This window comes from Sphingomonas sp. TF3 (assembly GCF_003985085.1).
Lineage (GTDB): Bacteria > Pseudomonadota > Alphaproteobacteria > Sphingomonadales > Sphingomonadaceae > Sphingomonas.
The window spans coordinates 66669-88895 of sequence record NZ_RWKS01000013.1 but is presented as its reverse complement, the minus strand read 5'-3'; the positions used below and the strand labels follow the sequence as shown (position 1 = coordinate 88895).

Here is a 22227-nt window from a genome sequence, read left to right as displayed (position 1 = left end):
CATGGCTTTGCCGGGGCCGATCCAAACCTCCCGGCCCAGGCTGGACCAAGAGAAAAGGGCCGGGGTTCGCACCCCGGCCCTTTTTTTGCGCGGCTCAGTCAGTCCGCAGACAAATCAGGGCAGTTCCGGCCGGTCCGCCACGGCTGCGGCGGTCGGTGCCGCAGGAACCTTGCACCCGCGCGCCAGCCCGATGCCCTTGAGATAGGCACGGCGTGTCGATCCGGCATAGACGGCCGCCTCGACGCGACGCTGCTGCTTGTCCGCCCCGGTGATGACACGCACGATGCCCAGGCCCGGAATCAGCGTATTAACCGCAGTTCGCGCGGCGACCGCAGCGAGCGCGGACCCTTCGCCCTTGGGTTGGCCCGGCACATCCACATCGGTCCCCAAGGCGGCATTGAGCCGCCGCACCTCGCCCGCAATCGCGGCGCAGGAGCGCGTATTCTGCGAGGAATAGGGGGCCGATGCCGCCAATTGCAGGATCGGCGGGATCTTCTTGTCCGCAATCCGCACGTCGCGCAGCGGCTGGGTAACCGCCTTGCCGACGCTGTCATCCTGCGGTCCGGCTGCCTGCGCCGCGACGGGCGCAAGCATAAGAGCGATCGAGCCCAATCCGCTGAGAGCATGTGTCCGACGCATGTTCGACGTTTTCCTTAGTTGTTGCCTTAGCGGCACGACGCCCGTGCGAGCATTTTTGTTCCCGCATGGAAACGACACAACGGGACATACTCAATTTGTTCATATCGCTCCGCTCGTCACGAACTCGTCATGAAAGCGGCGTAGCGCCGCGCAAACGGCAAAGTTGGGGAACCCCAACGTGCCTTTCGATGGGGGAAATCATCATGTTCGGACGTGTCCGGGCGCGCTCTGTTGCGTCCAAGGCAGGCTTGTGTGCCGCATTGCTCGGCTCCACCGCCATGCCCGCCTTTGCCGCGGATGTCGCGGGCCGCGTCGTTGACCCGGCAACCGGCGCGTCGCTGCCGGGCGCTTCGGTCTCGGTCGGCGGCCGCACCGCCGTATCGGACAATGACGGCATGTTCGTGATCCATGATCTTCCCGCCGGCCCCGTCCAGCTGACCTTCACCTATGTCGGCTATCCCACCACGACCCGCAGCGCGACGTCGAGCGATACCCCGCAGATCGTCGACTTCAAGCTCGATGTTCCGCCAGGCAATGAAAGCGGTGGGGACATCGTCGTGACCGGCCAGCGCGCGGCCGAACGCCGTGCGCTCCAGGCGAAGCGGACGTCCAACTTCATCCAGGATACGCTCAACGCCAACGACGTCGGCAAGCTGCCCGACCAGAATGTCGCCGAAGCGGTGCGCCGCCTACCCGGCATTTCGGTCGCCAACGACCAGGGCGAAGGCCGCTATGTCATCATCCGGGGTGCCAACCCCAACCTCGCCAACGTCACCATCAACGGCCAGACCGCACCCGCCCCAGAACCGGAGGGCCGCCAGGTCAAGCTCGACGATATTCCCTCCTCGTTGATCGGCTCGGTCACGGTAGTGAAATCGCTCACTGCCGATCGCGATGCCAACGCCATTGCCGGTCAGGTCGACATCGACACGCTTACCGCTTTCGATCGCAAGGGGGCCTTCGCCAATGCGCGCATCGCCAATGGCTATAGCAACCTCAACGGTCGCAGCCCTTATGAAGGCGATCTGACCGTCGGCTCGCGTTTCGGCGCGGACAAGACCTTCGGCGTGGTATTGTCGGGCAATTATTCGAAGCGCCCGATCGAATCCGAAAATCTGCAAGGCTCGTCCAACTGGCGCAGCGATTATCCGGGTTCAAGCAAGGCCTTGCCCGACGACTTCCGCCTGCGCGACTATAACCTGACGCGCGAGCGCTATGGCCTGGTCGGCAATTTCGACTGGCGGCCAAACTCGGATGTCAGCCTGTACCTGCGCACGCTCTATTCGACCTTCAAGGACCATGAAACCCGCGACCAGTCGCGCATCGAAATTCCCGTCGTTGCACCGCCGACACCGCCTTCGGCGACCGCCACCCCGGCGCAGATCGCAGCCTATAACACCGCTTTGACCAGCGCCACGAACGCCAACGCCAACATCGCCAATGGCGGCACCTTCAGCGCGCGCGGCACGCGCTTCCTGCGTCTGCGCAACGAAGATGACTCCACCTTTACCGGCGAGCTTGGCGGCAACTTCCACTTCGGCACCGCCGAACTGCAGGTTGAGGGGACGTACAGCAAGGCGCTGAAGAAGGATCCGCTGCGCTCCGAATTTTCGTTCCGTACCGGCAGTACCGCGTTGACCGGCCTGTCGCTCGACCTCAGCGACACGCTGTTCAAGGTCAACACCGCCAACGGCACACCGTACAATCCGGCGCTCTATTCGGGCTACCGCGTCAATTACGATCGCCGCCGCGCTGCCGAAAACCTGTACCAGGGTCGCGTCGACCTGACGGTGCCGCTCGGCACCGGCGACGCCTTTACGCTGAAGGTCGGCGGCAAATATCAGCAGACCGACAAGACCAACAATCGCGATTTCCAACAATATAATCTCAGCGGCAGCACGCTCGCCAGCACCGGTGCTTCCTATGACGATGGCAGCTCGGTCTATAATGGTCGTTACCTGTTCGGTCCGCGTATCAACTACGATCTTGCGCAGACCTATTATACTGTGACCAATCCGGCTGCGCGCACGCTGGACGCCGCCGCCAGCCTCGCCAACTCGCTGATCAACGATTACGATCTGAGCGAGAAAGTCTATGCCGGCTATGTCATGGTCACCGCCAAGCTGGGATCGGTCACCATCATCCCCGGCGTCCGCGTCGAACACACGGACGGGCGCTACAGCGGCAAGTCCTTCACTGCGGCGTCGACCGCGACGCAGGATTTCAATGTCACCAACACCAAGAAGTATACCGATGTCTTCCCCGACCTGAACGTGCGCTTCGACGCCACCCAGCGCCTGGTGCTGCGTGCCGCCGCGACAACGGCGATCGGTCGACCGAACTATGCCGATCTCGCCCCGTATCAAAACCTCGATCCGGTCGGAAACACGGTCACGCTCGGCAATCCCAACCTCAAGCCGTACAAGGCGGTCGCAGGGGACTTCTCGGCCGAATATTATCTGAAAGGCCAGGGCATCCTGTCGGTCGCGGCCTTCTACAAACATCTCGACGATCCGATTTTCACGGCCGGCCAGACACAATCGGGCACCTTTGGCGGCACCGTTCTGACCAATGCGCTGGTCACCCAACCGATCAATGCGCGCAGCGCCAAACTCTACGGCGTCGAAGCGAACCTGCAGGCGCAGTTGCTGTTCCTGCCGGGCGCGCTGTCGGGGTTCGGCGTGTCGGGCAATTTCACCTATACCGACGGTTCGGCCACCGGCGTGCCCAATCGCGCGGGCAACGTGCCGAACTTCCTGCAATCGAAATATACCGGCACCGCCCAGCTCTTCTACGAGAAATACGGCCTCACCGGCCGTTTGGCCTATACCTATCGCTCGGCCTATCTCGATACGCTGGGCGGATCGGCGGCGACCGACCAATATACCGCCGAGAACAACTCGCTCGACGCGCGGATCGCTTATTCGCCGGTGAAACAATACACGCTGTTCGCCGAAGCCAGCAATCTGCTCGACTCCCCGTGGCGTCGCTACCAAGCGATCAAGACCCAGTTGATCGAGAACGAACATTACCGCCAGACCTTCCGCGTCGGCGTGCAACTGGCGTTCTAAGTCGGCCCTTCCCACGGCGGGCGTGATGCGACAGAATGTCGCCATTACGCCTGCCAGGGGAACCACCATCATGACCGATCTCTCCCGCCGCGACGCGCTGGCCGCGACCGCTCTGGCGGCGCTTGTCACCGCTTTGCCCGTATGGGCGCAGGATCGATCGGCCCCGGCCGATGCGGCACAATGGGACCTCACCGAAATCTATCCCGACGATGCCGCGTGGGATGCCGCCCGCAAGAGCGTGCTCGCCAAGATCCCGGGTCTGGCCAGTTATAAGGGGAGGCTCGGCACCAGCGCGGAGGTGCTCGCCGCCGCTTTGGTGGCGCAGTCCGATCTCTCGCGGGAGGCGGCGCGCGTCTATACCTATGCCGGGCTGAAGAGCGACGCGGATCTCCGCATTTCCGCCAATCAGGAAAAGCTCGCTTTGGTCGGCGACATGTTCACCGCGTTTGGCGAAGCGACGTCGTGGATGGCACCCGAGATTCTCACGCTCGGCAAAGCCAAAATCGACGGCTTCATCGCGGCGAACCGGACTCTCGCGACGCGGTTCGATTTCTTTCTAGCCGACACGCTGCGGCAAGCCCCGCACACGCTGTCCCCCGAGGGCGAAATTCTGCTTGCAGGCGCGGGCGCACCGCTTTCCGGACCGGGCACGATCCGCGAGCAGCTCGTCGGGTCGGACATTCCCTGGCCGACGATCACCCTGTCGACCGGCAAACAGGTCGGCCTCGACGACCAGGCCTATACCTTGAACCGCGACGCGCCCGCGCGCGCCGATCGCAAGGCGGTGTTCGACACCTTCTGGGGCGAATATGGGCACTTCAAGAGTTCGCTCGGGGCCGCCTATCTCAGCCATGTCAAAGCCGACATTTTTCGGGCCAAGGCGCGCAAATACCCCACCTCGCTCGCGGCCGCGCTATCGGGCAATAACATCCCCGAAGGCGTGTATCGCACGCTGGTGGCCGAAGCGAACGCCGGTCTGCCGCAACTGCACCGCTATTTCGAGCTGCGACGGAAGCTGCTCGGCCTGCCCGACATGGCGTATTACGATATCTACCCGCCGCTGGTGTCGCTCGACCGCAAGGTCACCATTTCCGAAATGCGCACGACCGTGCTGGAGGCGGTCAAGCCGCTCGGGCCCGATTATGTCGCGCTCCTCGGCACCGCCACTGCGAAAAAATGGATGGATCCCCTGCCCCGTCCGGGCAAGAAATCGGGCGCGTATATGAACCCCGGTGCCTATGACGTGCACCCCTATCTGCTGCTCAATCTGGGCGAAAACTATGAGGGCATGACCACCTTCGCGCACGAATGGGGCCATGCGATGCACTCGCTGCTGTCGAACAAAACGCAAGTCTATGAGAAATCGGATTACCCGATTTTCCTCGCGGAGATCGCCTCGACCTGCAACGAAATGCTGCTCGCTGCCTATATGGTGGCGAAGGCCAAGACCAAGCAGGAGAAACTGTTCTACCTCGGCCAGCAGTTGGAGAGCATTCGCGGCACCTTCTTCCGCCAGACGATGTTCGCCGAATTCGAACTCGCCGTGCATGACAAGGCCGAAGCCGGCGAAGGCCTATCGGGCGAGCGCTTCACGGCGCTCTATCTCGATCTGCTCAAGCGCTATCACGGGCCCAAGGTGACCATCGACCCGGCTTATGCCGTCGAATGGGCCTATATCCCGCATTTCTACAACAGCTTCTACGTCTACCAATATGCCACCTGCATTTCGGCGGCATCCTATTTCGCGCACGCCATCCTGACCGGTGGACAGAAGGAGCGCGACACCTATCTGACCGTGCTGAAGGCGGGCGGGTCGGCCTATCCGACCGAAATTCTCCAACGCGCCGGTCTCGATATGGCCAGCCCCGCGCCGTATCGCGCGGTGATCGCGACGTTCAAGGAAACGCTCGATCAGGCCGAGGCCTTGATCGGCTAATCCAGCGGGTACAGCATCGCGACGTTGCACCGTTCATAGCGCGCGCCGAATTCGTCCATGATCCCCGTATCATGGACGAAACCGAGCTTTTCGTAGAGATGGATGGCAGCGGCGCTCTTGCTGTTGCTGAGCAGATAGAGCCGCTCCGCCCCGAGCGCGCGGGCGCGCGCGATGACCGCGTGCAGCAGGAATTCCCCCGCCTTGCGGCCACGCGCCGACTCGAGCACCCCCATCTTGGTGAGTTCGAACTGGTGCTCGCCCGTTTTCTGCAGCGCGCAGGCCCCGACAATGCCCAGCCCGGCCGCTTCGACGAACAGAATGTCGCCGCCGCGATCGATGATCCGCGCGCGCGGGTTTTCGAGCACGTCGCGGTCGGTCTGCTCGATCCGGTACATGGCGGAGATCCACTGCGCGTTGATGTCGTGGAACGCCTGCGCCAGATCGTCGCGATAATCGTGAATCGTCAATCCATCCATCAGCTGCCCCCCGGCCTGTTCAGCGCTTCATCGCCTCGATCAGTGCCTTCACTTCCTGGCTGCGGCCGCGCGGCAGGATCAGGATATCTTTGCCGCTGGCGACGACGATCAAATCCTGCACGCCGACCATCGCGATGCGCGCGCCATCGCTCCGCACCAGGCAATTGGCGGTATCGATCGCGATCACTTCGCCGCCTTCGCGACTGGCATGGACGTTGCCGTCCTGGTCGCGATCGCTGATTTCATGGAGGGCATCCCAACTGCCAAGGTCGCTCCAACCCATCGATACAGGGACGACCGCAACGCGGTCAGCCTTTTCCATCACGGCATAGTCGATCGAGTCCGACGGGGCTGCCGCGAAGGCATCCGCATCGGGATACAGCCGGGTCCCTTCCCCGCGCACTCCATCCATCGCACGCTGCGACGCCGCCAAAATGGCCGGATTGTGGATCGCCAGCGCTGCGAGATAAGCATCGGCGCGAAACAGGAAAATACCGCCGTTCCACGCATGGTTACCCGCCGCGAGCATCGCCTCGGCGACGCCGAGCGGTGGTTTCTCGACGAACTTGGCGACCCGGTGAACACCCTCGGAAATTTCCTCACCAAGGCGAATCCAGCCATAGCCGGTTTCGGGGGAAAGCGGATCGATCCCGAACGTAATCAGCCAGCCCGCTTCAACCAGGGGCAGCGCGACAGCGATGGCGGAATGGAATGCGGCGACATCGGCAATGACGTGGTCCGACGGCATTACCAGCAATGGCACATCGCCACTGCCCGCAGCAATCGCCGCCAGCGCAATCGCCGGGGCGGTGTTACGCCCCACCGGCTCCAGGATCAGGGCTTGTGGCGTGGTGCCAACCGCATCAAGCTGTGCCTCCACCATTCCTGCGTGGCGCGCGTTGGCGACGACGATCGGAGAGGCGAAGCGCTCCCCGCGCGCGCGTTGCGCCGTCAATTGCAGCATTGTTTCATCGGCCGTCAGCGATAACATCTGCTTGGGCATCTCGGATGTCGACATCGGCCACAACCGTGTTCCCGAACCGCCCGACAGGATAACGGGCACGATCGGCTTGGACTGCGGCATGTATCATCCTCCTGGTGCTAGACCCATAGCGGGTCCGGCCGGAGTTGATAACTGCCTTGGATCAGCCTCGATCCATTCTGTTCAACCTTTCTTTGCCAATTTCTGCGACAGCAGCTTGCCCCTGTCGGATTTGTTTACACCGCTATCGGGAAGGCGGACGAGGTACGGCATCAATGATCAGGCTGTTCAAACATTATATTCCCAACGCGGTGCTCTTGCTGGGGCTGTTCGATCTCGTCCTGCTGGTCGTGGCAGGGGAGCTCGGATATTCGATGCGGATGCGCCAGGTCGCGCTGCCGCTGACGCCGATGCATATGCGGATTCCGCAATTGCTGACCTTCGCGGGGTCTTTGGAAATGGCGATGATCGCGGTCGGCGTGTACGGGGCGGGGGCGCTGCAATCGCTGCGCTACGCAACGGCGCGGCTGCTGGTCGCCATTTCGCTGGGCGTCATTTTCCTGAGCGTTATCTACTTCATCGTGCCCGCTGCCACCTTTTGGCGGTCTAACCTGCTCTACGGCATGGGTGTGGCGGCAGTCCTTCTGATCGCGTTACGCATATTGCTGGGCAAAACGCTGGGCGGACAGGTGTTTAAGCGGCGCGTGGTCGTGCTCGGCGCGGGCGCGCGGGCGGCTCGGCTAAAGGCCTTGGCGCAGGCACCAGGCGCGGGCTTCGCGGTGGTCGGCTATGTGTCAATGAGCGAGTCGGCGCGGGTCATCCCCGAGGCGATCGCACGCGACGCAATCTATAACCTCGCCGACCATGTCGTCCTGCTCAACGCAAGCGAAGTGGTGCTGGCGCTGGAGGAACGCCGCAACGCGCTGCCCCTCAAGGATCTGCTGCGGATCAAAACTACTGGTGTGCACGTCAACGAAATCTCGACCTTCCTCGAACGCGAAACGGGCCGTGTCGACCTGCAGAGCGTCAACCCGAGTTGGCTGATCTTTTCCGACGGATTTTCGTCAGGGCGGATGCTGTCCAGCATGTTCAAGCGGATCTTCGATATCGTCGCCAGCGTTCTTTTGCTGACCTTGACCCTCCCCCTGATTCTCATCACCGCCATCGCCATCAAGATCGAGAGCAAAGGCCCTGCATTCTATCGTCAGCGGCGTGTCGGCCTGTACAGCGTCGGATTCGATTGCGTGAAATTGCGCTCGATGCGGCAGGATGCCGAGGTCGCGGGCCAAGCGGTGTGGGCCGAGAAAGACGATCCAAGAATCACCCGCATTGGGCGCATCATCCGCAAACTGCGCATCGATGAGCTTCCGCAGACCTGGTCGGTGCTCAAGGGCGAGATGAGTTTCGTCGGGCCACGCCCTGAACGACCACAATTCGTCGAGGATCTCGAACAGCAAATTCCCTATTATGCCGAGCGCCATATGGTGAAGCCGGGCATTACCGGCTGGGCGCAGATCAACTATCCTTACGGCGCGTCGATCGAAGATTCCCGCCAGAAACTCGAATATGATCTGTATTACGCCAAGAATTATTCGCCCTTTCTCGACTTGCTGATTCTGCTGCAGACGGTGCGCGTCGTCTTGTGGCCCGAAGGCGCGCGCTGATCCCGTGACCGCACTCGCCACCCTTATCCTGTGGAGCCACGCGCTGGCCGCCTTGCTGTTTGCGGGCGTCGCGCTGTCACGGCTGCACGATGCGGGCACGGCGCTGCCGCGGCTGACCTTCGTGATCGCGCTGGGCAGCACCGCCTTGTGGGCACTGGCGGTCGCAGGGATCGACACGACCGACGTCGTCACACGCCTGGCCGAAGCGGCGCGCAATCTCGCGTGGCTCGGCTTCATGTACGCGCTGGTCCGGCGCGGCGGCACGGGCCCGGAACACCACGCGATTTCGGTCATCTACGGTCTTGTCGCGGTGCTTGTGCTGGCCGGCGCGACGCTGACGGTGATCGAACCCGCGATTGGCGCGGAGACGGTTTCGCAAGTCGCTGCGGTCCGGGCGGTGTGGCGGATGATGATCGCGATCGGTGCCATGCTGCTGCTTCACCATCTCTATTCGGCGGTAACGCCACAGGCACGCGGCGGCATCCGCCTGGCAGTCCTCGCGCTTGCGGCAATGTGGAGCATCGACCTGCTCCTCTGTGCCGCCGCTTATGCATTCAGCGCATGGTATGCCGGTCTGATCGCAGCGCGGGGCATCGTCATGGTGCTGGCGGCTCCGATGTTTGCGATCGCGGTGCAGCGCAATGGCGACTGGACCCTGCAACTCTCCCGCACCGTCGCCTGGCAGACGCTCACCTTTGCCGTCATGCTGCTTTACACGGCGGGTATGCTGCTGGCGACCAGCGCGATCGCCAGCATCAGCGGCGACAATGCCCGACTGTGGCAAACCGCCTTCGTGTTCGGGTCGACTGCGGCGGGGCTGACGATCCTCTCTTCCCCATGGTTGCGCGCCTGGGCCAAGGTAAAGGTGTCCAAGCACTTCTTCCGCCACCGCTATGATTATCGGACGGAATGGACGCGTTTTACCGACACGCTTGGCAAGCCCGATGGGGCAGCCCCACTTGACCAGCGTATCGTCAAGGCCGTCGCCGACCTGACCGATTCCCCCGCAGGTCTGCTGCTGGTGCCCGAAGGCGATGGTCTTGGTATTGGAGCCGGATGGCGCTGGGACGCCGCCACGGGTGCCGCCGATGCGCGATTGGTCGCCCACCTGTCCGGTAGTGGCCGGATCATCGAGCTGGATACCGTGCGCAGCGAAACCGCCGACCCGATCGAAGCCGCAAGCATCCCGATCTGGATGATCGACTGCGATGCCTGGGCTGTGGTGCCGCTGATCCATCTCGATCGTTTGCAGGGGGCGATCGTGCTGGCACGCCCGCCGCTCGACCGTGCGCTCGATTGGGAAGATTTTGATCTGCTGCGCATCGCCGGGCGGCAGGTGGCAAGTTATCTCGCGGAGGCCCGCGCGCAGGAGGCGCTGGCCGAATCCGAGCGCTTCGACGAGTTCAACCGGCGCTTCGCCTTCATCCTGCATGACATCAAGAACCTGGTCAGCCAGTTGACGCTGGTCGCGCGCAATGCCGAACGCCACGCCGACAATCCCGACTTTCGCGTCGACATGGTCGCCACCTTGCAAGACTCCGCCGCGCGCATGAACGACTTGCTCGCCCGGCTCTCCCAACAGCACCGCGCGCGCGCCGAGGTGCTACGCCCGGTCGAGCTGTTGCCGCTGGCCGAGACCGTCGCGCGCGGCAAGCGCGTCCAGCATCCGGTCGTGGTGGTCGGTCCACAGGGCCTGTTCGCCAAGGCCGATCCGGCACGTGTCGAGCAACTGCTCGGCCACCTCGTCCAGAACGCGATCGACGCGAGCCCGCCAACCGAACCCGTCACCATCGCGCTCGCCATCGCGGATATGGCGGTTTCGCTGACGGTGATCGATCAGGGCAGCGGGATGAGCCCGGCTTTCGTACGCGACCAGTTGTTCAAGCCGTTCGTCTCGACCAAACCCGGCGGCTTCGGCATCGGCGCGTTCGAGGCGAAGCAACTTGCCGAGGCGATGGGCGGCAGCGTTGCAGTCGAGAGTCGCGAAGGCATCGGCACCAGCTTTTGCATTACATTGCCGACTGCGCACGCGCGCACCCTGGAACAAGCCGCATGACCGACAAGCCCAAGCTCCTGATCGTCGAGGACGATTTAGGCCTCCAGCGCCAGCTCCGCTGGGCGTATGAAGGGTATGAGGTGCTGACCGCGATCGACCGCGCCACCGCACTCGATGCAGTGCGCGCAGCCGAGCCTGCCGTAGTGACGCTCGACCTCGGCCTGCCGCCAGACCCCGACGGCACGAGCGAAGGGTTCGCCACGCTCGCTGAAATCCTGCGGTTGAAGCCCGATACCAAGGTAATCGTCGCCTCCGGCCACGGCGCACGCGAAAGCGCGCTGCAAGCGATTGCCGATGGCGCATGGGACTTTTACGCCAAACCGATCGATATCGATGCGCTCGGCCTGATCGTCGCACGCGCGTTCCACGTCCATGCGCTGGAGACCGAAAATCGCCGCCTCGCCACGCGCGCGACCGGCACGGCGCTCGGCGGCATGATTACCGCCAGCCCGGAAATGCTGAAGGTCACCCGCACGATCGAACGCGTCGCCGGGGCCGATGTCTCGGTCATGCTGCTCGGCGCGAGCGGGACCGGCAAGGAATTGCTCGCGCGCGGGCTTCATGACAGTAGCCCGCGCCGCAGTGGCGCGTTCGTTGCGATCAATTGCGCCGCGATCCCCGAGACCTTGCTGGAAAGCGAATTGTTCGGGCACGAGAAGGGCGCGTTTACCGGCGCGATCAAGACCACCGAAGGCAAGATCGAGCAAGCGCAGGGCGGCACGCTGTTCCTCGACGAAATCGGCGACGTTCCGCTGCCGCTGCAAGTGAAATTGCTCCGCTTCCTGCAGGAGCGCACGATCGAGCGGATCGGCGGACGCAAGGCGATTGCCGTCGATACCCGGATCGTCTGCGCCACGCATCAGGACGTCGATGCGATGGTTGCCTCCGGCAGCTTTCGCGAAGACCTTTATTACCGTCTCGCCGAAATCGTCGTTCGCATCCCGTCGTTGGCGGAACGTAGCGGTGACGCGGTGTTGCTGGCGCAGCATTTCCTGAAGAGCTACGCCAAATCGATGCACGCCGCCGTTACCGGCCTGTCACCCGATGCCCGTGCCGCGATTGCCGCTTGGGGCTGGCCGGGCAATGTCCGCGAGCTGGAAAACCGCATGAAGCGCGCGGTCATCATGGCCGAGGGCAAACTCGTGACCGCCGCCGATCTCGATCTGGCGGAAGGGGGGGCCGAATTGCCGCTCAACCTGCGCGCCGCGCGCGAAAGCGCCGATCGCTCGGCGATCGCGCAAGCACTCGCCCGCGCCGAGGGTAACATTTCGAATACCGCCAAGCTGCTAGGGGTCAGCCGACCGACCCTGTACGATTTGCTAAAGAGCTACGATCTCCATGCGTAAATCCCTTTCGATCGCCATCGGCACCCTCGCCGCGATAACCAGCGCCGCACTGATCGCGGTCGCGGCGACTGGCCCGGCCCATGCCGATGCCGCGAGCGCGCGCACCGAACTCGCGCTCAGCGTGCGCTTGCTGAAGGCCGGCAATTACAGCGCCGCGCGCAGCCACGCCCAAGCCGCGATCAAGGCCGATCCAAGCTGGGGCCTGGCCCATGCGATGCTCGCGCGCAGCTTCCTTGCGATTGGCGACGGGGTGGCAGCAGAGGGTGAGCTTGGCCGCGCGCGCGACGCCGGGTTCGATCCGGCACGGGCGCACCAGCTTTACGCCCATGCGTGGTTGCTACAGGGCGACGCGAACCGCGCGCTGACCGAAGCCGCCAAGGCAGGTGCGCCTTATAGCGGCTATGCCATCCGCATCGGCGCGCGCGCGCTGGCGGCGCAGGGCGATGTCGCAGGCGCACAAGCCGCGCTCAGTACCCTGCTCGCCGATGCGCCCAAGGACAGCTTCGCCTGGTCCGACCTCGGGCGCATCAAATATCAAGCGGGGGACATTGCGGGCGCGATCGAATCGGCACAGCGCGCGGTCGATCTCGATGCCGATAATGTCGAGGCAATCACGCTGCGCGGCGAATTGGTGCGCGGCCAATATGGCTTGATCGCCGCACTGCCGTGGTTTGAAAATGCGCTGGGGCATGACGCTTATTATCATCCTGCGCTGATCGAATATGCCGCCACACTCGGCGATGTCGGGCGCTATACCGATATGCTGGCGGCGACGCGCAAGGCCTTGGCCGCGCGGCCGGGCAGCCCGCAAGCCTTGTATCTTCAGGCGGTGCTGGCAGCACGGGCGGGTAAAGACGATCTCGCCCGCACCTTGCTTGCGCGCACCGGCGGGCAATTGAACGCGATGCCCGGCGCGCGGCTGTTATCGGGGACGCTCGCCTATAAAGCCGGGGCCTATCAGCAAGCGATCGACGATTGGCGTGTGCTGGTTGGGCAACAGCCTACCAACATTACCGCGCGCCGCCTGCTTGGTGCAGCCTTGCTGCGCTCGGGCGATCCGCAAGGCGCGCTCGATGTGTTGCGCCCGGTCGCGCTGCGCGCCGATGCCGACAGCTACACACTCGCTCTGGTCGCGCGCGCCTTCGAACAAACGGGCGAGCGCGATTGGGCTGCGAAATATCTCGATCGTTCGGCCCTGCCGAGCGCGGTCGGCTCCGCGCCGTTCGGCATCGATGACGGTTTGTCGGCGCTGAACGACGCCGCCAGCGCTGCCCCCGCAGAACCAGTCGCGCAGCTCACGCTGATCCGCGGGCTGATCGAGGCGGGCGATACTGCCGCGGCGCTGGCCAAGGCGCAGGCGCTGGTGCGGCTGACGCCGGGTGCGCCGCCTGCCTATCTCGCGCTCGGCGACACGTTGATGGCGGTGAACCGCTATGGCGACGCCGCCGACGCCTATCGCCATGCCGCCGACCTGCGCTTTGACGAACCGACCCTGTTGCGCGTGGTCGATGCGCTCGACCATGCCAACCGGCACGCCGAGGCGGGCAAGGTGCTCGCGCTGTTCGCGTCGCAAAACCCGCAAAATATCACGGCACGGCGCTTGATCGGCCATTGGCAAATCGCGGCGCAGGATTGGGATGCCGCGATCGACACGCTGGAGGAGCTGCGCGGGCGCATCGGTGACCGCGATACCGCGCTGCTGGCCGAATTGTCCTATGCCTATACCGGGGCCGGAGACGCTGATACCGGCACGATCTATGGCAAGGCGGCCTATGCGCTTGCCCCGATGAACCCTGCCGCCAGCGATGCCTATGGTTGGGCGCTGTACCAGCAGGGCAAGAGCGAACCCGCGCTGCAATTGCTGGAAAAAGCGGCGTCGATCGCGCCCGGCCGCGCCGATCTGCGCTGGCATTTGGGGCAGGCCTATGCCGATCTCGACCGCACCGCCGAAGCCGCGACGCAAATCCGCGCGGCACTCGCCGACCCCGCCTTTGGCGACCGCGTAGCAGCCGCAGCGGCGCTCAAGGCGTTGGGATAGTTTGCCACACGAGGCCGCGCGCGGCTAAACATGCGGCCACATGACCGATCCCCTCGCCCGCATCGCCGCCGCGCTCGAACGGCTGGCCCCGCCACCACCCTCAAGCGCCGATCCGCTGGCGCACCCGGCCTATGTCTGGCGCGGCACGGTGCTGGAGCCGGTGCGCGATTTTCGGCCCTTGCCGCTGGACCGCCTGCACGGAATCGACGCGCAAAAGGCGGCGATGCATGCCAATGCCCGCCATCTCGCAGACGGAGCAGCCGCGCATGACGTGCTGCTATGGGGCGCGCGCGGCACCGGCAAATCGGCACTGGTCAAGGCGGTGACGGGCACGGTGCAGGCTGAGGGCGGCGCGCTCGCGCTGATCGAAGTCGTCACCGGGCAGCTCGACACCCTGCCCGGCTTGTTCGCGCAGATCGCCGATGTGCCGCGCGCCTTCCTGCTGTTCCTCGACGATCTCGGCTTCGACGCCGCCGCCGATGGGCGCGCGCTGCGCTCGATGCTCGATGGCGGGGCGGAGGCGCGGCCCGCCAATGCGCGGCTCGTCGTCACCTCGAACCGCCGCCATCTGGTGCCGCGCGAGATGATCGACCAGCCGACCGCCGTAAACCCGCGCGACGCCGCCGACGATGCGCTGGCGCTGGCCGATCGCTTCGGCCTCAGCCTCGGTTTCCACGTCGTCGACCAGGACGGCTATCTCGCCATCGTCGCCGGTTATGCCCAGGCGTATGATTTGCCGTTCGATCCGGGCGATGCGGTCGGCTGGGCAACGCGGCGCGGCGCGCGCTCGGGCCGCGTGGCGTGGCATTACATCGTCGATCTCGCGGGCCGAAACGGGCGAGCGCTGACCTAACAATCCTCCCCGGCACGGGGAGGGGACCATCCGGCTTCTTCAGCCGGATGGTGGAGGGGGGCATCAACGGGCGGAGCGCCTGCGGCACGCCCCCTCCACCCTTCGCTGAATGCTCAGGGTCCCCCTCCCCGTTCCGGGGAGGATTTAGGCGAGGCTCTCCACCATCTCGGCCAGTTCCAGCCAGCGCAATTCCGCCGCGTTCTTGTCTTCCTGCGCCTGGCCGATCGCTTCCATCAGCCGCTCGAACAACGCCGGGTCGCGCGTGTAGAGATCGGGGTCTTCCAGCAACGCCTGGTCACGCGCGATCGCGGCATCAAGCGCCTCGATCCGCTTGGGCAGCAATTCGTAGTCGCGCTGGTCCTTATAGGTCAGCTTGACCTTGGTGCCCGGCGGCGGCGGCGCGGCAGCCGAGGTTGCATTCCTGGCGATCGCGCCGCGCTTGGTCGGCGCGGCGGCCTTGCGACGGCGCTCCCAATCCTCATAGCCGCCCGCCACGACATCGACCGTACCCGACCCGTCGAGCCCGAGCGTGATCGTCACCGTGCGATCGAGGAAGTCGCGGTCATGGCTGACGATCAGCACGGTGCCATCATAATCGCCGATCACATCCTGCAGCAGATCGAGCGTTTCGAGGTCGAGATCGTTGGTCGGCTCGTCCAGCACCAGCAGGTTGGACGGCTTGGCGAATTCGCGCGCCAGCAACAGGCGCGAGCGCTCACCGCCCGACAGCGTGCCGATCTTGGCATCCAGCACGCCCGGCTCGAACAGGAATTCCTTCAAATAGCCGACGACATGCTTGCGAATGCCCTGCACCTCGATCCAGTCGCCGCCATCGGCGAGCACGTCGCGGATGGTCTTGTCGGGCGCCATCTTGCTGCGCTGCTGGTCGATCACGATCCGCTCGATCGTCTTGGCGAAGCGGATCGTGCCGCTATCGGGCTCCAATTCGCCCGTCAGCAGCTTGAGCAGGGTCGATTTGCCTGCACCGTTCGCGCCGACGATGCCGATGCGGTCCTTGCGCGTCACGCGCAGCGACAAATCGCGGATGATGGTGCGGTCGCCAAACGCCTTGGAGATATGCTTGGCGTCGATCACCACTTTGGAGCGCGCATCGTCGCTGCCAATGGTGAGGTTGGCCGAGCCCTGCGGCCCGACCATCGCCGCGCGTTCGGCGCGCATCTCGACCAGCTTGGTCAAGCGGCCCTGGTTGCGCTTGCGCCGCCCGGTGACGCCGCGCAGCAGCCAATGCTCCTCCAGCTTCAGCTTGGCGTCGAGCTTCTCGGCATTGCGCTGCTCATCGGCATAGACTTGCTCGGTCCACGCATCGAACCCGCCAAAGCCGATTTCGGCGCGCCGCAAATTGCCCCGGTCCATCCACAGCGTCTGCTTGGTCAGCTTGGTCAGGAAGGTGCGGTCGTGGCTGATGACGACAAAGGCACCGCGAAAACGCTGGAGCCATTCCTCGATCCATTCGATCGCGCCAATGTCGAGATGGTTGGTCGGCTCGTCCAGCAGCAGCACATCGGGGTTCTGCGCAAAGGCGCGCACGATCGCGGCGCGGCGGCGCTCACCGCCCGAGGCCTTGGCCGCTTCGCGCGTCAAGTCGATGCCAAGCTGGTCGGCGATCGCCTCCGCTTCATAACGCTGCGGCGCGTCGTCGCCCGCCAGCACATAATCGGCGAGCGTCGCAAAGCCGGTCATCGCCGGTTCCTGCTCGAGCTGGATCACGCGCGTGCCGGGCACGATCGTGCGGCGACCCTCGTCCGAATCGATCTTGCCGCCGAGCAATTTGAGCAAGGTCGTCTTGCCCGCGCCATTACGCCCGATCAGCGCCAGCCGGTCGCGCGGCCCGATATGAATATCGAGCCCACGAAACAACCAGCCCGAGCCTTGAATGACGCCGAGATTTTCATATGCGAGAATTGGTGCAGCCATGAGGGGGGCGTTACGGGGATAGGCGCTTGCGAGCAAGCCGGGATACCCCTCTCCCATCGGGAGAGGGAGGGGCCCGCCGCGAAGCGGTGGGAGGGTGAGGGTGATCCGCTATGCGGCGTGCACCCAGATCACCCTCATCCGGCGCTTCGCGCCACCTTCTCCCACAGGGAGAAGGATTGAAACCGGCCCCAGGCGAGTCCGTCGGGCAAAGCCGACTGCCGCCTTTCGCCATTCACAGGCTGTTCAACGCTGCGTGCCTATGCCAATCCCATGACAATGCTCCTACCCATCCTGCTCGGACTGGCGACCGCGACGGCACCGCTGCCGGCCGACGGCGTGCAACTCCAGCGCGCGGATCAGCGTGAGGCGTGGCGCGCGCGCCAGGAAGGCCGCATCCTTCCGCTCAAGGAAATCGAAGGGCGCGTGTTGCCATCGATGCGCGGCAGCCAGTATCTCGGCTTTGATTTCGAACCAGATCGCGGGATTTACACGCTCAAGTTCCTGCGCGATGGAACCGTCATCTGGGTCGAGGTGGACGGGCGTTCCGGCCAGATCCTCGGCCGCACCAGCAACTGAACGCGGCCAGCGCCGTTCAAGGGGAACTTTCATGCGTGTTCTGATCGTCGAGGACGAACCCAATCTCGGCCAGCAATTGAAGGCGACGCTGGAGGGGGCAGGTTATGCGATCGACCTTGCCACCGATGGCGAGGAAGGCCATTTCATGGGCTCGACCGAGAATTACGACGCGATCATCCTCGATCTCGGCCTCCCCGAAATCGACGGCCTCACCGTGCTCGACCGCTGGCGCAAGGAAGGCCGCACCGCCCCCGTGCTGGTGCTGACGGCGCGCGACAGCTGGTCCGACAAGGTCGCCGGGCTCGATGCCGGGGCAGACGATTATGTCGCCAAGCCGTTCCAGTCGGAGGAATTGATCGCCCGCCTGCGCGCGCTGATCCGCCGCGCCTCGGGCAATGCCTCGTCGGAACTGACCGCAGGCGATGTGCGGCTCGACACGCGGAGCGGCAAGGTCACGCTGGCGGGCGAGCCGGTCAAGATGACCGCGCAGGAATATAAATTGCTCAGCTATCTGCTCCACCACAAGGGCAAGGTGGTCAGCCGCACCGAGCTGATCGAGCATATTTACGACCAGGATTTCGACCGCGATTCGAACACGATCGAAGTGTTCGTCACCCGCATCCGCAAGAAGCTCGGGCAGGACGTCATCACCACCATTCGCGGGCTTGGCTACAGCCTTGAAGATCCGGATGCATAATGGCTGACGCGCCGGGCACCGATCTCGCCGTCATTCCGGCGGCCGAGAGCGCGGTGGCGCACGAGCCTGTGCCCGCTCCGCTACCGCCGCTCGACACCGAGCCGCGAGCGACGATCCCGACGCGCACGACGGGTTCGCTCAGCCGCCGCATGATCCTGATCGCGGCGGGGTGGATTCTGTTGTTGCTGACCGGCGGCGGCTTCGCGCTGGACCGGGTGCTGACCACCGCAATCACCCAGAATTTCGACGACCAGCTCGAATATGTGTTGAACGCGCTGATCGTTTCGGCGGAAATCGGGCCGCAAGGCGAGGTGTTCAACAATCGCGAACTCGCCGACCAGCGCTTCCTCGAACCCAATTCGGGCCTTTATTACCAGATCAGCGCGCCGGGGCAGGAACCCTATCCGTCGCGTTCGCTATGGGATCGCCGCCTCGCTTATGGCAGCGCGCATAATGATCTCGGCATCCATGCCTATGACAGCGACCAGTTCGTCGATCCCCGCACAGACAATCCCGAGCGGCTGCGCATCGTCGAGCGCGACGCGACGCTGCCCGGCTCCAAGGTGCGCTGGCGCTTCCAGGTCGCGCAAAATCGCGAGGGGTTAGACGCGCAGATCAAGGTGTTGCGCAAGACGCTGGTGCGCAGCTTCGCGCTGCTCGGCTTCGGCTTGATCGTGATGGCGGCGTTGCAGACCTTTTACGGGCTGTGGCCATTGCGCAAGGTGCGCGAGGAAATCGCCCGGATGCGCGCGGGCAAATCACGCCAGATCGAGCGCCCCATGCCGATCGAGGTCGCGCCGATGGTCGAGGAATTGAACGGCCTGATCGCACATAACGAACGCCAGGCCGAGGAAGCCCGCCGCCACGCGGGCAATCTGGCGCACGCGCTGAAGACGCCGCTCACCGTCATCATGAACGCCGCGACGGCACAGGCCGACGATCTCGGTGAGACGGTGGTACGCGAAGCGCGGACGATGCGCCGCCAGGTCGACCACCATCTCGCCCGCGCCCGCGCGGTCGGCCGGCGTGGGTCGGCGCATAGCCGGGCGGACGTGTGGCCCAGCCTCGAATCGGTTGAGCGCGCGGTCGGCGTGCTGTATCGCCACGTCCGCATCGACACTTCGGGTCCCAAGGACTTGCAAGTCCATGTCGAGCGGCAGGATCTCGACGAAATGCTCGGCAATCTGATCGAGAATGCCGCGAAATATGGCGGCGGCAGCGTGTTCGTCACCGTGTCCAAGCATTCGGGCTTTGTCGAATTCCTGATCGAGGATGACGGCGTCGGCATCCCCGAGGAAGAGCGTATCCGCATCTTCGATCGCGGCGTGCGGCTCGATTCGGGCAAACCCGGCACCGGCCTCGGCATGGCGATCGTCCGCGACGTGGCCGAGATTTACGAGGGCACGGTCAGCCTTGAGGAGAGCGAGGATCTGGGCGGGTTGCTGGTGCGGTTAAGGTTGCCGGCCGCGAATTGAGGCGGAACACCTGGTTGCACCCACTTGCAGACGTTCCGACAGCCAACCGTCTTGCGGCATCTACGCAAAAAATGCATCTTGCGATTATGGCAGAGCAGAGCAAACGTGAGAGAATTATCCTCTTTGGTGTTATCCCTGTCCTTTCGGCGATCAGCGGTTCGATTGCGACTGTTATATTCACGCGCGCTGCAGGCAGCGGCAAGGTTGACGATGCGATCGTGGAAATACTTCGCAATCAGTCCTACAGCGCGGAGGATAAAACAAAACTACTCACGTTGGCCAATGCGAGTTCCGACCATTTCTGGAGTATTCTTTCGACGATGGCGACGTTTTCTACCGTAGCCGGAATGGCATTGGCTTGGGCGTTAGCAGATTGGATTAGAAGGCGATAATTTACCTTGTCCGCACTCTGAGCATTTTCAACCGCAGCAGTCCCTTCTGAGGTCTGCCATCCACCAAACCCACCCCTCACTCATTCCCCAACAACCCGCCGAGCAATCCCCCGACCACCGCGCCCGCCGCACCGCCGCCGACCAGTCGCCCGACGCCCGCCCCCACGCCCGCATCGCGCGCTTCGTTGCTGGGCAAGTGCCGCGCGATTTCCTCGGCCAGGTTCAGGATCGGCATCGATTGCAGCCAGATCTTGCCCGGCCCGGTCAGCGTCGCGAGAAACAGCCCCTCCCCGCCGAACAGGATATTGCGGAAGCCGCGCACCATCTGGATGTCGGTCGAGACGGTCGGCTCCTGCATCCCGATATGCCCGGCATGGACGCGCAGCCGTTCGCCGGGGCTGAGCGTCTTCTCGATCACTTCGCCCGACAGATCGAGGAACACCGTGCCCGGCCCGGTCACGCGCTGCAGGATGAAACCCTCGCCCGCAAACACCCCCGCACCGAGGCGCTGCTGGAAGGCGATTTCCAGCGACACCGAATATTCTGCGCACAGGAAGGTTTCCTTGCGGCAAATCAGCGATTCCCCGCTACGCAATTCGCGCGCGATGATGGTGCCGGGGAAGCGCGGCGCAAAGGCGACATGGCCGGGGCGCTCCGCACCATATTCGGTAATGAAGATACTGCCGCCCGACAGCGCGCGCTTCAACCCCGCGAACAGCCCGCCGCCGGTATGCGTGTCCATCGTGATGCCGTCGCTCATCCACGCCATGGCGTGGGTCTGGCTTACGATCCGTTCGCCCGGCGACAGATCGATCGAGACGGTCTGCATGACGGTGCCGGAAATCTCGTAGCGCATCGAGCCATCCTTCGACAGTGATGCACTTATGTAACACGGCTTGAGCGGCGATGAAATACCGGGACCTATCACCCCCGTCACCCCGGGCTTGTCCCGGGGTCCACCGTGCTGCGCATTCTCCGGCGGCAGGGAGTGCGGTGCGGTGGACCCCGGCACAAGGCCGGGGTACCGGAACGGGGTCAGGCGGCGACGGCGATGTCCTGCATCGCCCGCGCCGTGATTTCCAAACTCCGTTTGCGCGCTGCATGGTCGAAGATAGAGCTCGCGATCATCAGTTCATCCACCCCGGTGCGCGCGACGAACGCGGCGATCTCGCGCGCGACCTTGGCCGGGCTGCCCACGGCCGAGCAGGACAAGACATGATCGAGGATCGCCGCGCCCTGCGGCCCCAGGCTCGCGCGGTAACCCGCCACCGGCGGCGGCAATTGCCGTGGGTTGCCGGTGCGCAGGGCGACGAACGCCTGTTGCTGCGAACTCGCCAGCAATTCCGCTTCCTCATCCGTGTCGGCGGCAAACACGTTGAAGCCCGCCATCACATAGGGCTTGGCCAGCGCAGCCGACGGCCGGAAGGTGCGGCGATAAACGTCGATCGCCGCCATCAGCGCATCGGGCGCGAAGTGCGACGCGAAAGCATACGGCAAGCCCAGCATCGCGGCGAGTTGCGCACCGAACGTGCTCGATCCCAGGATCCACAAGGACACATCCGCCCCCGCCCCCGGTGTCGCGCGAATGCCGGTCTGGCCGTCATCGGCGAAATAGCTTTGCAGCTCCATCACATCCTGCGGAAAGGCATTGGCGTCGCTGTCGAGGTTGCGGCGCATCGCGCGCGCGACGATCTGGTCCGATCCCGGAGCCCGGCCGAGCCCCAGGTCGATCCGCCCCGGAAACAGCGCGTCGAGCGTGCCGAACTGTTCGGCAATGGCGAGCGGCGCATGGTTGGGCAGCATGATCCCGCCCGCACCGATGCGGATGGAGGACGTAGCGTTGCCGATATGCGCCAGCACCACCGATGTCGCCGCGCTGGCAATGCCGGTCATGCCGTGATGTTCGGCGGTCCAATAGCGTGTGAAACCGAGCCGCTCGACATGCGCGGCAAGGTCGGCGGCATTGGCCAAGGCTTGCGCAACGCTGCCGCCTTCGATGACGGGGACGAGATCGAGCAGGGAATATTGGGTCATAAGAGGGATGTGGGGAGGCCAGCGGGTGTTTCAAAGCCCCTCCCCTTCAGGGGAGGG

At 64.3% G+C, this 22227-nt stretch carries 17 protein-coding genes; 11 read left to right on the top strand and 6 right to left on the bottom strand.

Annotated elements, in window-relative coordinates:
• Positions 1 to 114: 114 nt before the first annotated feature.
• Positions 115 to 639 carry a hypothetical protein gene (locus tag EJC47_RS13225; protein ID WP_052192110.1) on the bottom strand — a complete coding sequence of 175 codons (525 nt, stop codon included), beginning with the start codon at positions 637 to 639 and terminating at the stop codon, positions 115 to 117.
• Positions 640 to 842: 203 nt separating this feature from the next.
• Here EJC47_RS13225 and EJC47_RS13220 point away from each other — a divergent pair, with 203 nt between their 5' ends.
• Together EJC47_RS13220 and pepF are read left to right on the top strand one after the other, a co-directional pair.
• Positions 843 to 3710 carry a TonB-dependent receptor gene (locus EJC47_RS13220; RefSeq protein WP_126848325.1) on the top strand — a complete coding sequence of 956 codons (2868 nt, stop codon included), beginning with the start codon at positions 843 to 845 and terminating at the stop codon, positions 3708 to 3710.
• A gap of 70 nt (positions 3711 to 3780) precedes the next feature.
• Positions 3781 to 5646, top strand: coding sequence for an oligoendopeptidase F (gene pepF, locus EJC47_RS13215; RefSeq protein ID WP_126848323.1), 1866 nt, complete (start codon positions 3781 to 3783; stop codon positions 5644 to 5646).
• Here the strand turns inward: pepF and EJC47_RS13210 are convergent.
• A complete protein-coding gene (locus EJC47_RS13210) occupies positions 5643 to 6122 on the bottom strand; it encodes a GNAT family N-acetyltransferase (RefSeq protein ID WP_171010560.1) in 480 nt (159 codons plus the stop codon). The two genes, pepF and EJC47_RS13210, sit on opposite strands and share 4 nt — an antisense overlap.
• A gap of 19 nt (positions 6123 to 6141) precedes the next feature.
• Entirely contained in the window at positions 6142 to 7206 is a 1065-nt protein-coding gene (locus EJC47_RS13205) for a mannose-1-phosphate guanylyltransferase/mannose-6-phosphate isomerase (RefSeq protein WP_185867672.1), read from the bottom strand.
• 173 nt (positions 7207 to 7379) lie between these two features.
• Between EJC47_RS13205 and EJC47_RS13200 the strand changes: the two genes are divergently transcribed.
• The 5 genes from EJC47_RS13200 to EJC47_RS13180 are packed head-to-tail and all read left to right on the top strand — an operon-like array spanning position 7380 to position 15061.
• Entirely contained in the window at positions 7380 to 8768 is a 1389-nt protein-coding gene (locus EJC47_RS13200) for a TIGR03013 family XrtA/PEP-CTERM system glycosyltransferase (protein ID WP_126848320.1), read from the top strand.
• A 4-nt stretch (positions 8769 to 8772) separates the two neighbouring features.
• Positions 8773 to 10824, top strand: coding sequence for an XrtA/PEP-CTERM system histidine kinase PrsK (gene prsK, locus EJC47_RS13195; protein ID WP_126848318.1), 2052 nt, complete (start codon positions 8773 to 8775; stop codon positions 10822 to 10824).
• A complete protein-coding gene (gene prsR / locus EJC47_RS13190; protein ID WP_033963690.1) occupies positions 10821 to 12170 on the top strand; it encodes a PEP-CTERM-box response regulator transcription factor in 1350 nt (449 codons plus the stop codon). The genes prsK and prsR overlap by 4 nt, the downstream gene beginning before the upstream one ends.
• Positions 12163 to 14208: a tetratricopeptide repeat protein gene (locus EJC47_RS13185; RefSeq protein ID WP_126848316.1), complete on the top strand. Its 2046-nt coding sequence runs from the start codon at positions 12163 to 12165 to the stop codon at positions 14206 to 14208. Before prsR ends, EJC47_RS13185 begins: the two co-directional genes overlap by 8 nt.
• A 40-nt stretch (positions 14209 to 14248) precedes the next feature.
• Positions 14249 to 15061: a DUF815 domain-containing protein gene (locus EJC47_RS13180; RefSeq protein ID WP_126848314.1), complete on the top strand. Its 813-nt coding sequence runs from the start codon at positions 14249 to 14251 to the stop codon at positions 15059 to 15061.
• A 144-nt stretch (positions 15062 to 15205) separates the two neighbouring features.
• Here the strand turns inward: EJC47_RS13180 and EJC47_RS13175 are convergent, their stop codons facing one another.
• Positions 15206 to 16996: an ABC-F family ATP-binding cassette domain-containing protein gene (locus EJC47_RS13175; RefSeq protein ID WP_126848312.1), complete on the bottom strand. Its 1791-nt coding sequence runs from the start codon at positions 16994 to 16996 to the stop codon at positions 15206 to 15208.
• A 270-nt stretch (positions 16997 to 17266) separates the two neighbouring features.
• Between EJC47_RS13175 and EJC47_RS13170 the strand changes: the two genes are divergently transcribed.
• Genes EJC47_RS13170 through EJC47_RS13155 form a run of 4 tightly spaced genes read left to right on the top strand, consistent with a single transcriptional unit; the run spans position 17267 to position 20136 of the window.
• Positions 17267 to 17572, top strand: a complete 306-nt coding sequence (locus EJC47_RS13170; protein WP_126848310.1) for a hypothetical protein — start codon at positions 17267 to 17269, stop codon at positions 17570 to 17572.
• 31 nt (positions 17573 to 17603) lie between these two features.
• Complete coding sequence (locus tag EJC47_RS13165) at positions 17604 to 18269, top strand: response regulator transcription factor (protein WP_010404476.1); 666 nt, start codon at positions 17604 to 17606, stop codon at positions 18267 to 18269.
• Entirely contained in the window at positions 18269 to 19744 is a 1476-nt protein-coding gene (locus EJC47_RS13160; protein ID WP_409574485.1) for a sensor histidine kinase, read from the top strand. Before EJC47_RS13165 ends, EJC47_RS13160 begins: the two co-directional genes overlap by 1 nt.
• Positions 19745 to 19758: 14 nt before the next feature.
• Positions 19759 to 20136 (top strand): hypothetical protein, encoded by a 378-nt coding sequence (locus EJC47_RS13155; RefSeq protein WP_126848308.1) that lies wholly within the window; start codon positions 19759 to 19761, stop codon positions 20134 to 20136.
• A gap of 76 nt (positions 20137 to 20212) precedes the next feature.
• Here the strand turns inward: EJC47_RS13155 and EJC47_RS13150 are convergent, their stop codons facing one another.
• Together EJC47_RS13150 and EJC47_RS13145 are read right to left on the bottom strand one after the other, a co-directional pair.
• Entirely contained in the window at positions 20213 to 20992 is a 780-nt protein-coding gene (locus EJC47_RS13150) for a TIGR00266 family protein (RefSeq protein WP_126848305.1), read from the bottom strand.
• Between the two features lie 179 nt (positions 20993 to 21171).
• Positions 21172 to 22170, bottom strand: a complete 999-nt coding sequence (locus EJC47_RS13145; RefSeq protein ID WP_126848303.1) for an LLM class flavin-dependent oxidoreductase — start codon at positions 22168 to 22170, stop codon at positions 21172 to 21174.
• Between the last annotated feature and the right edge of the window lie 57 nt (positions 22171 to 22227).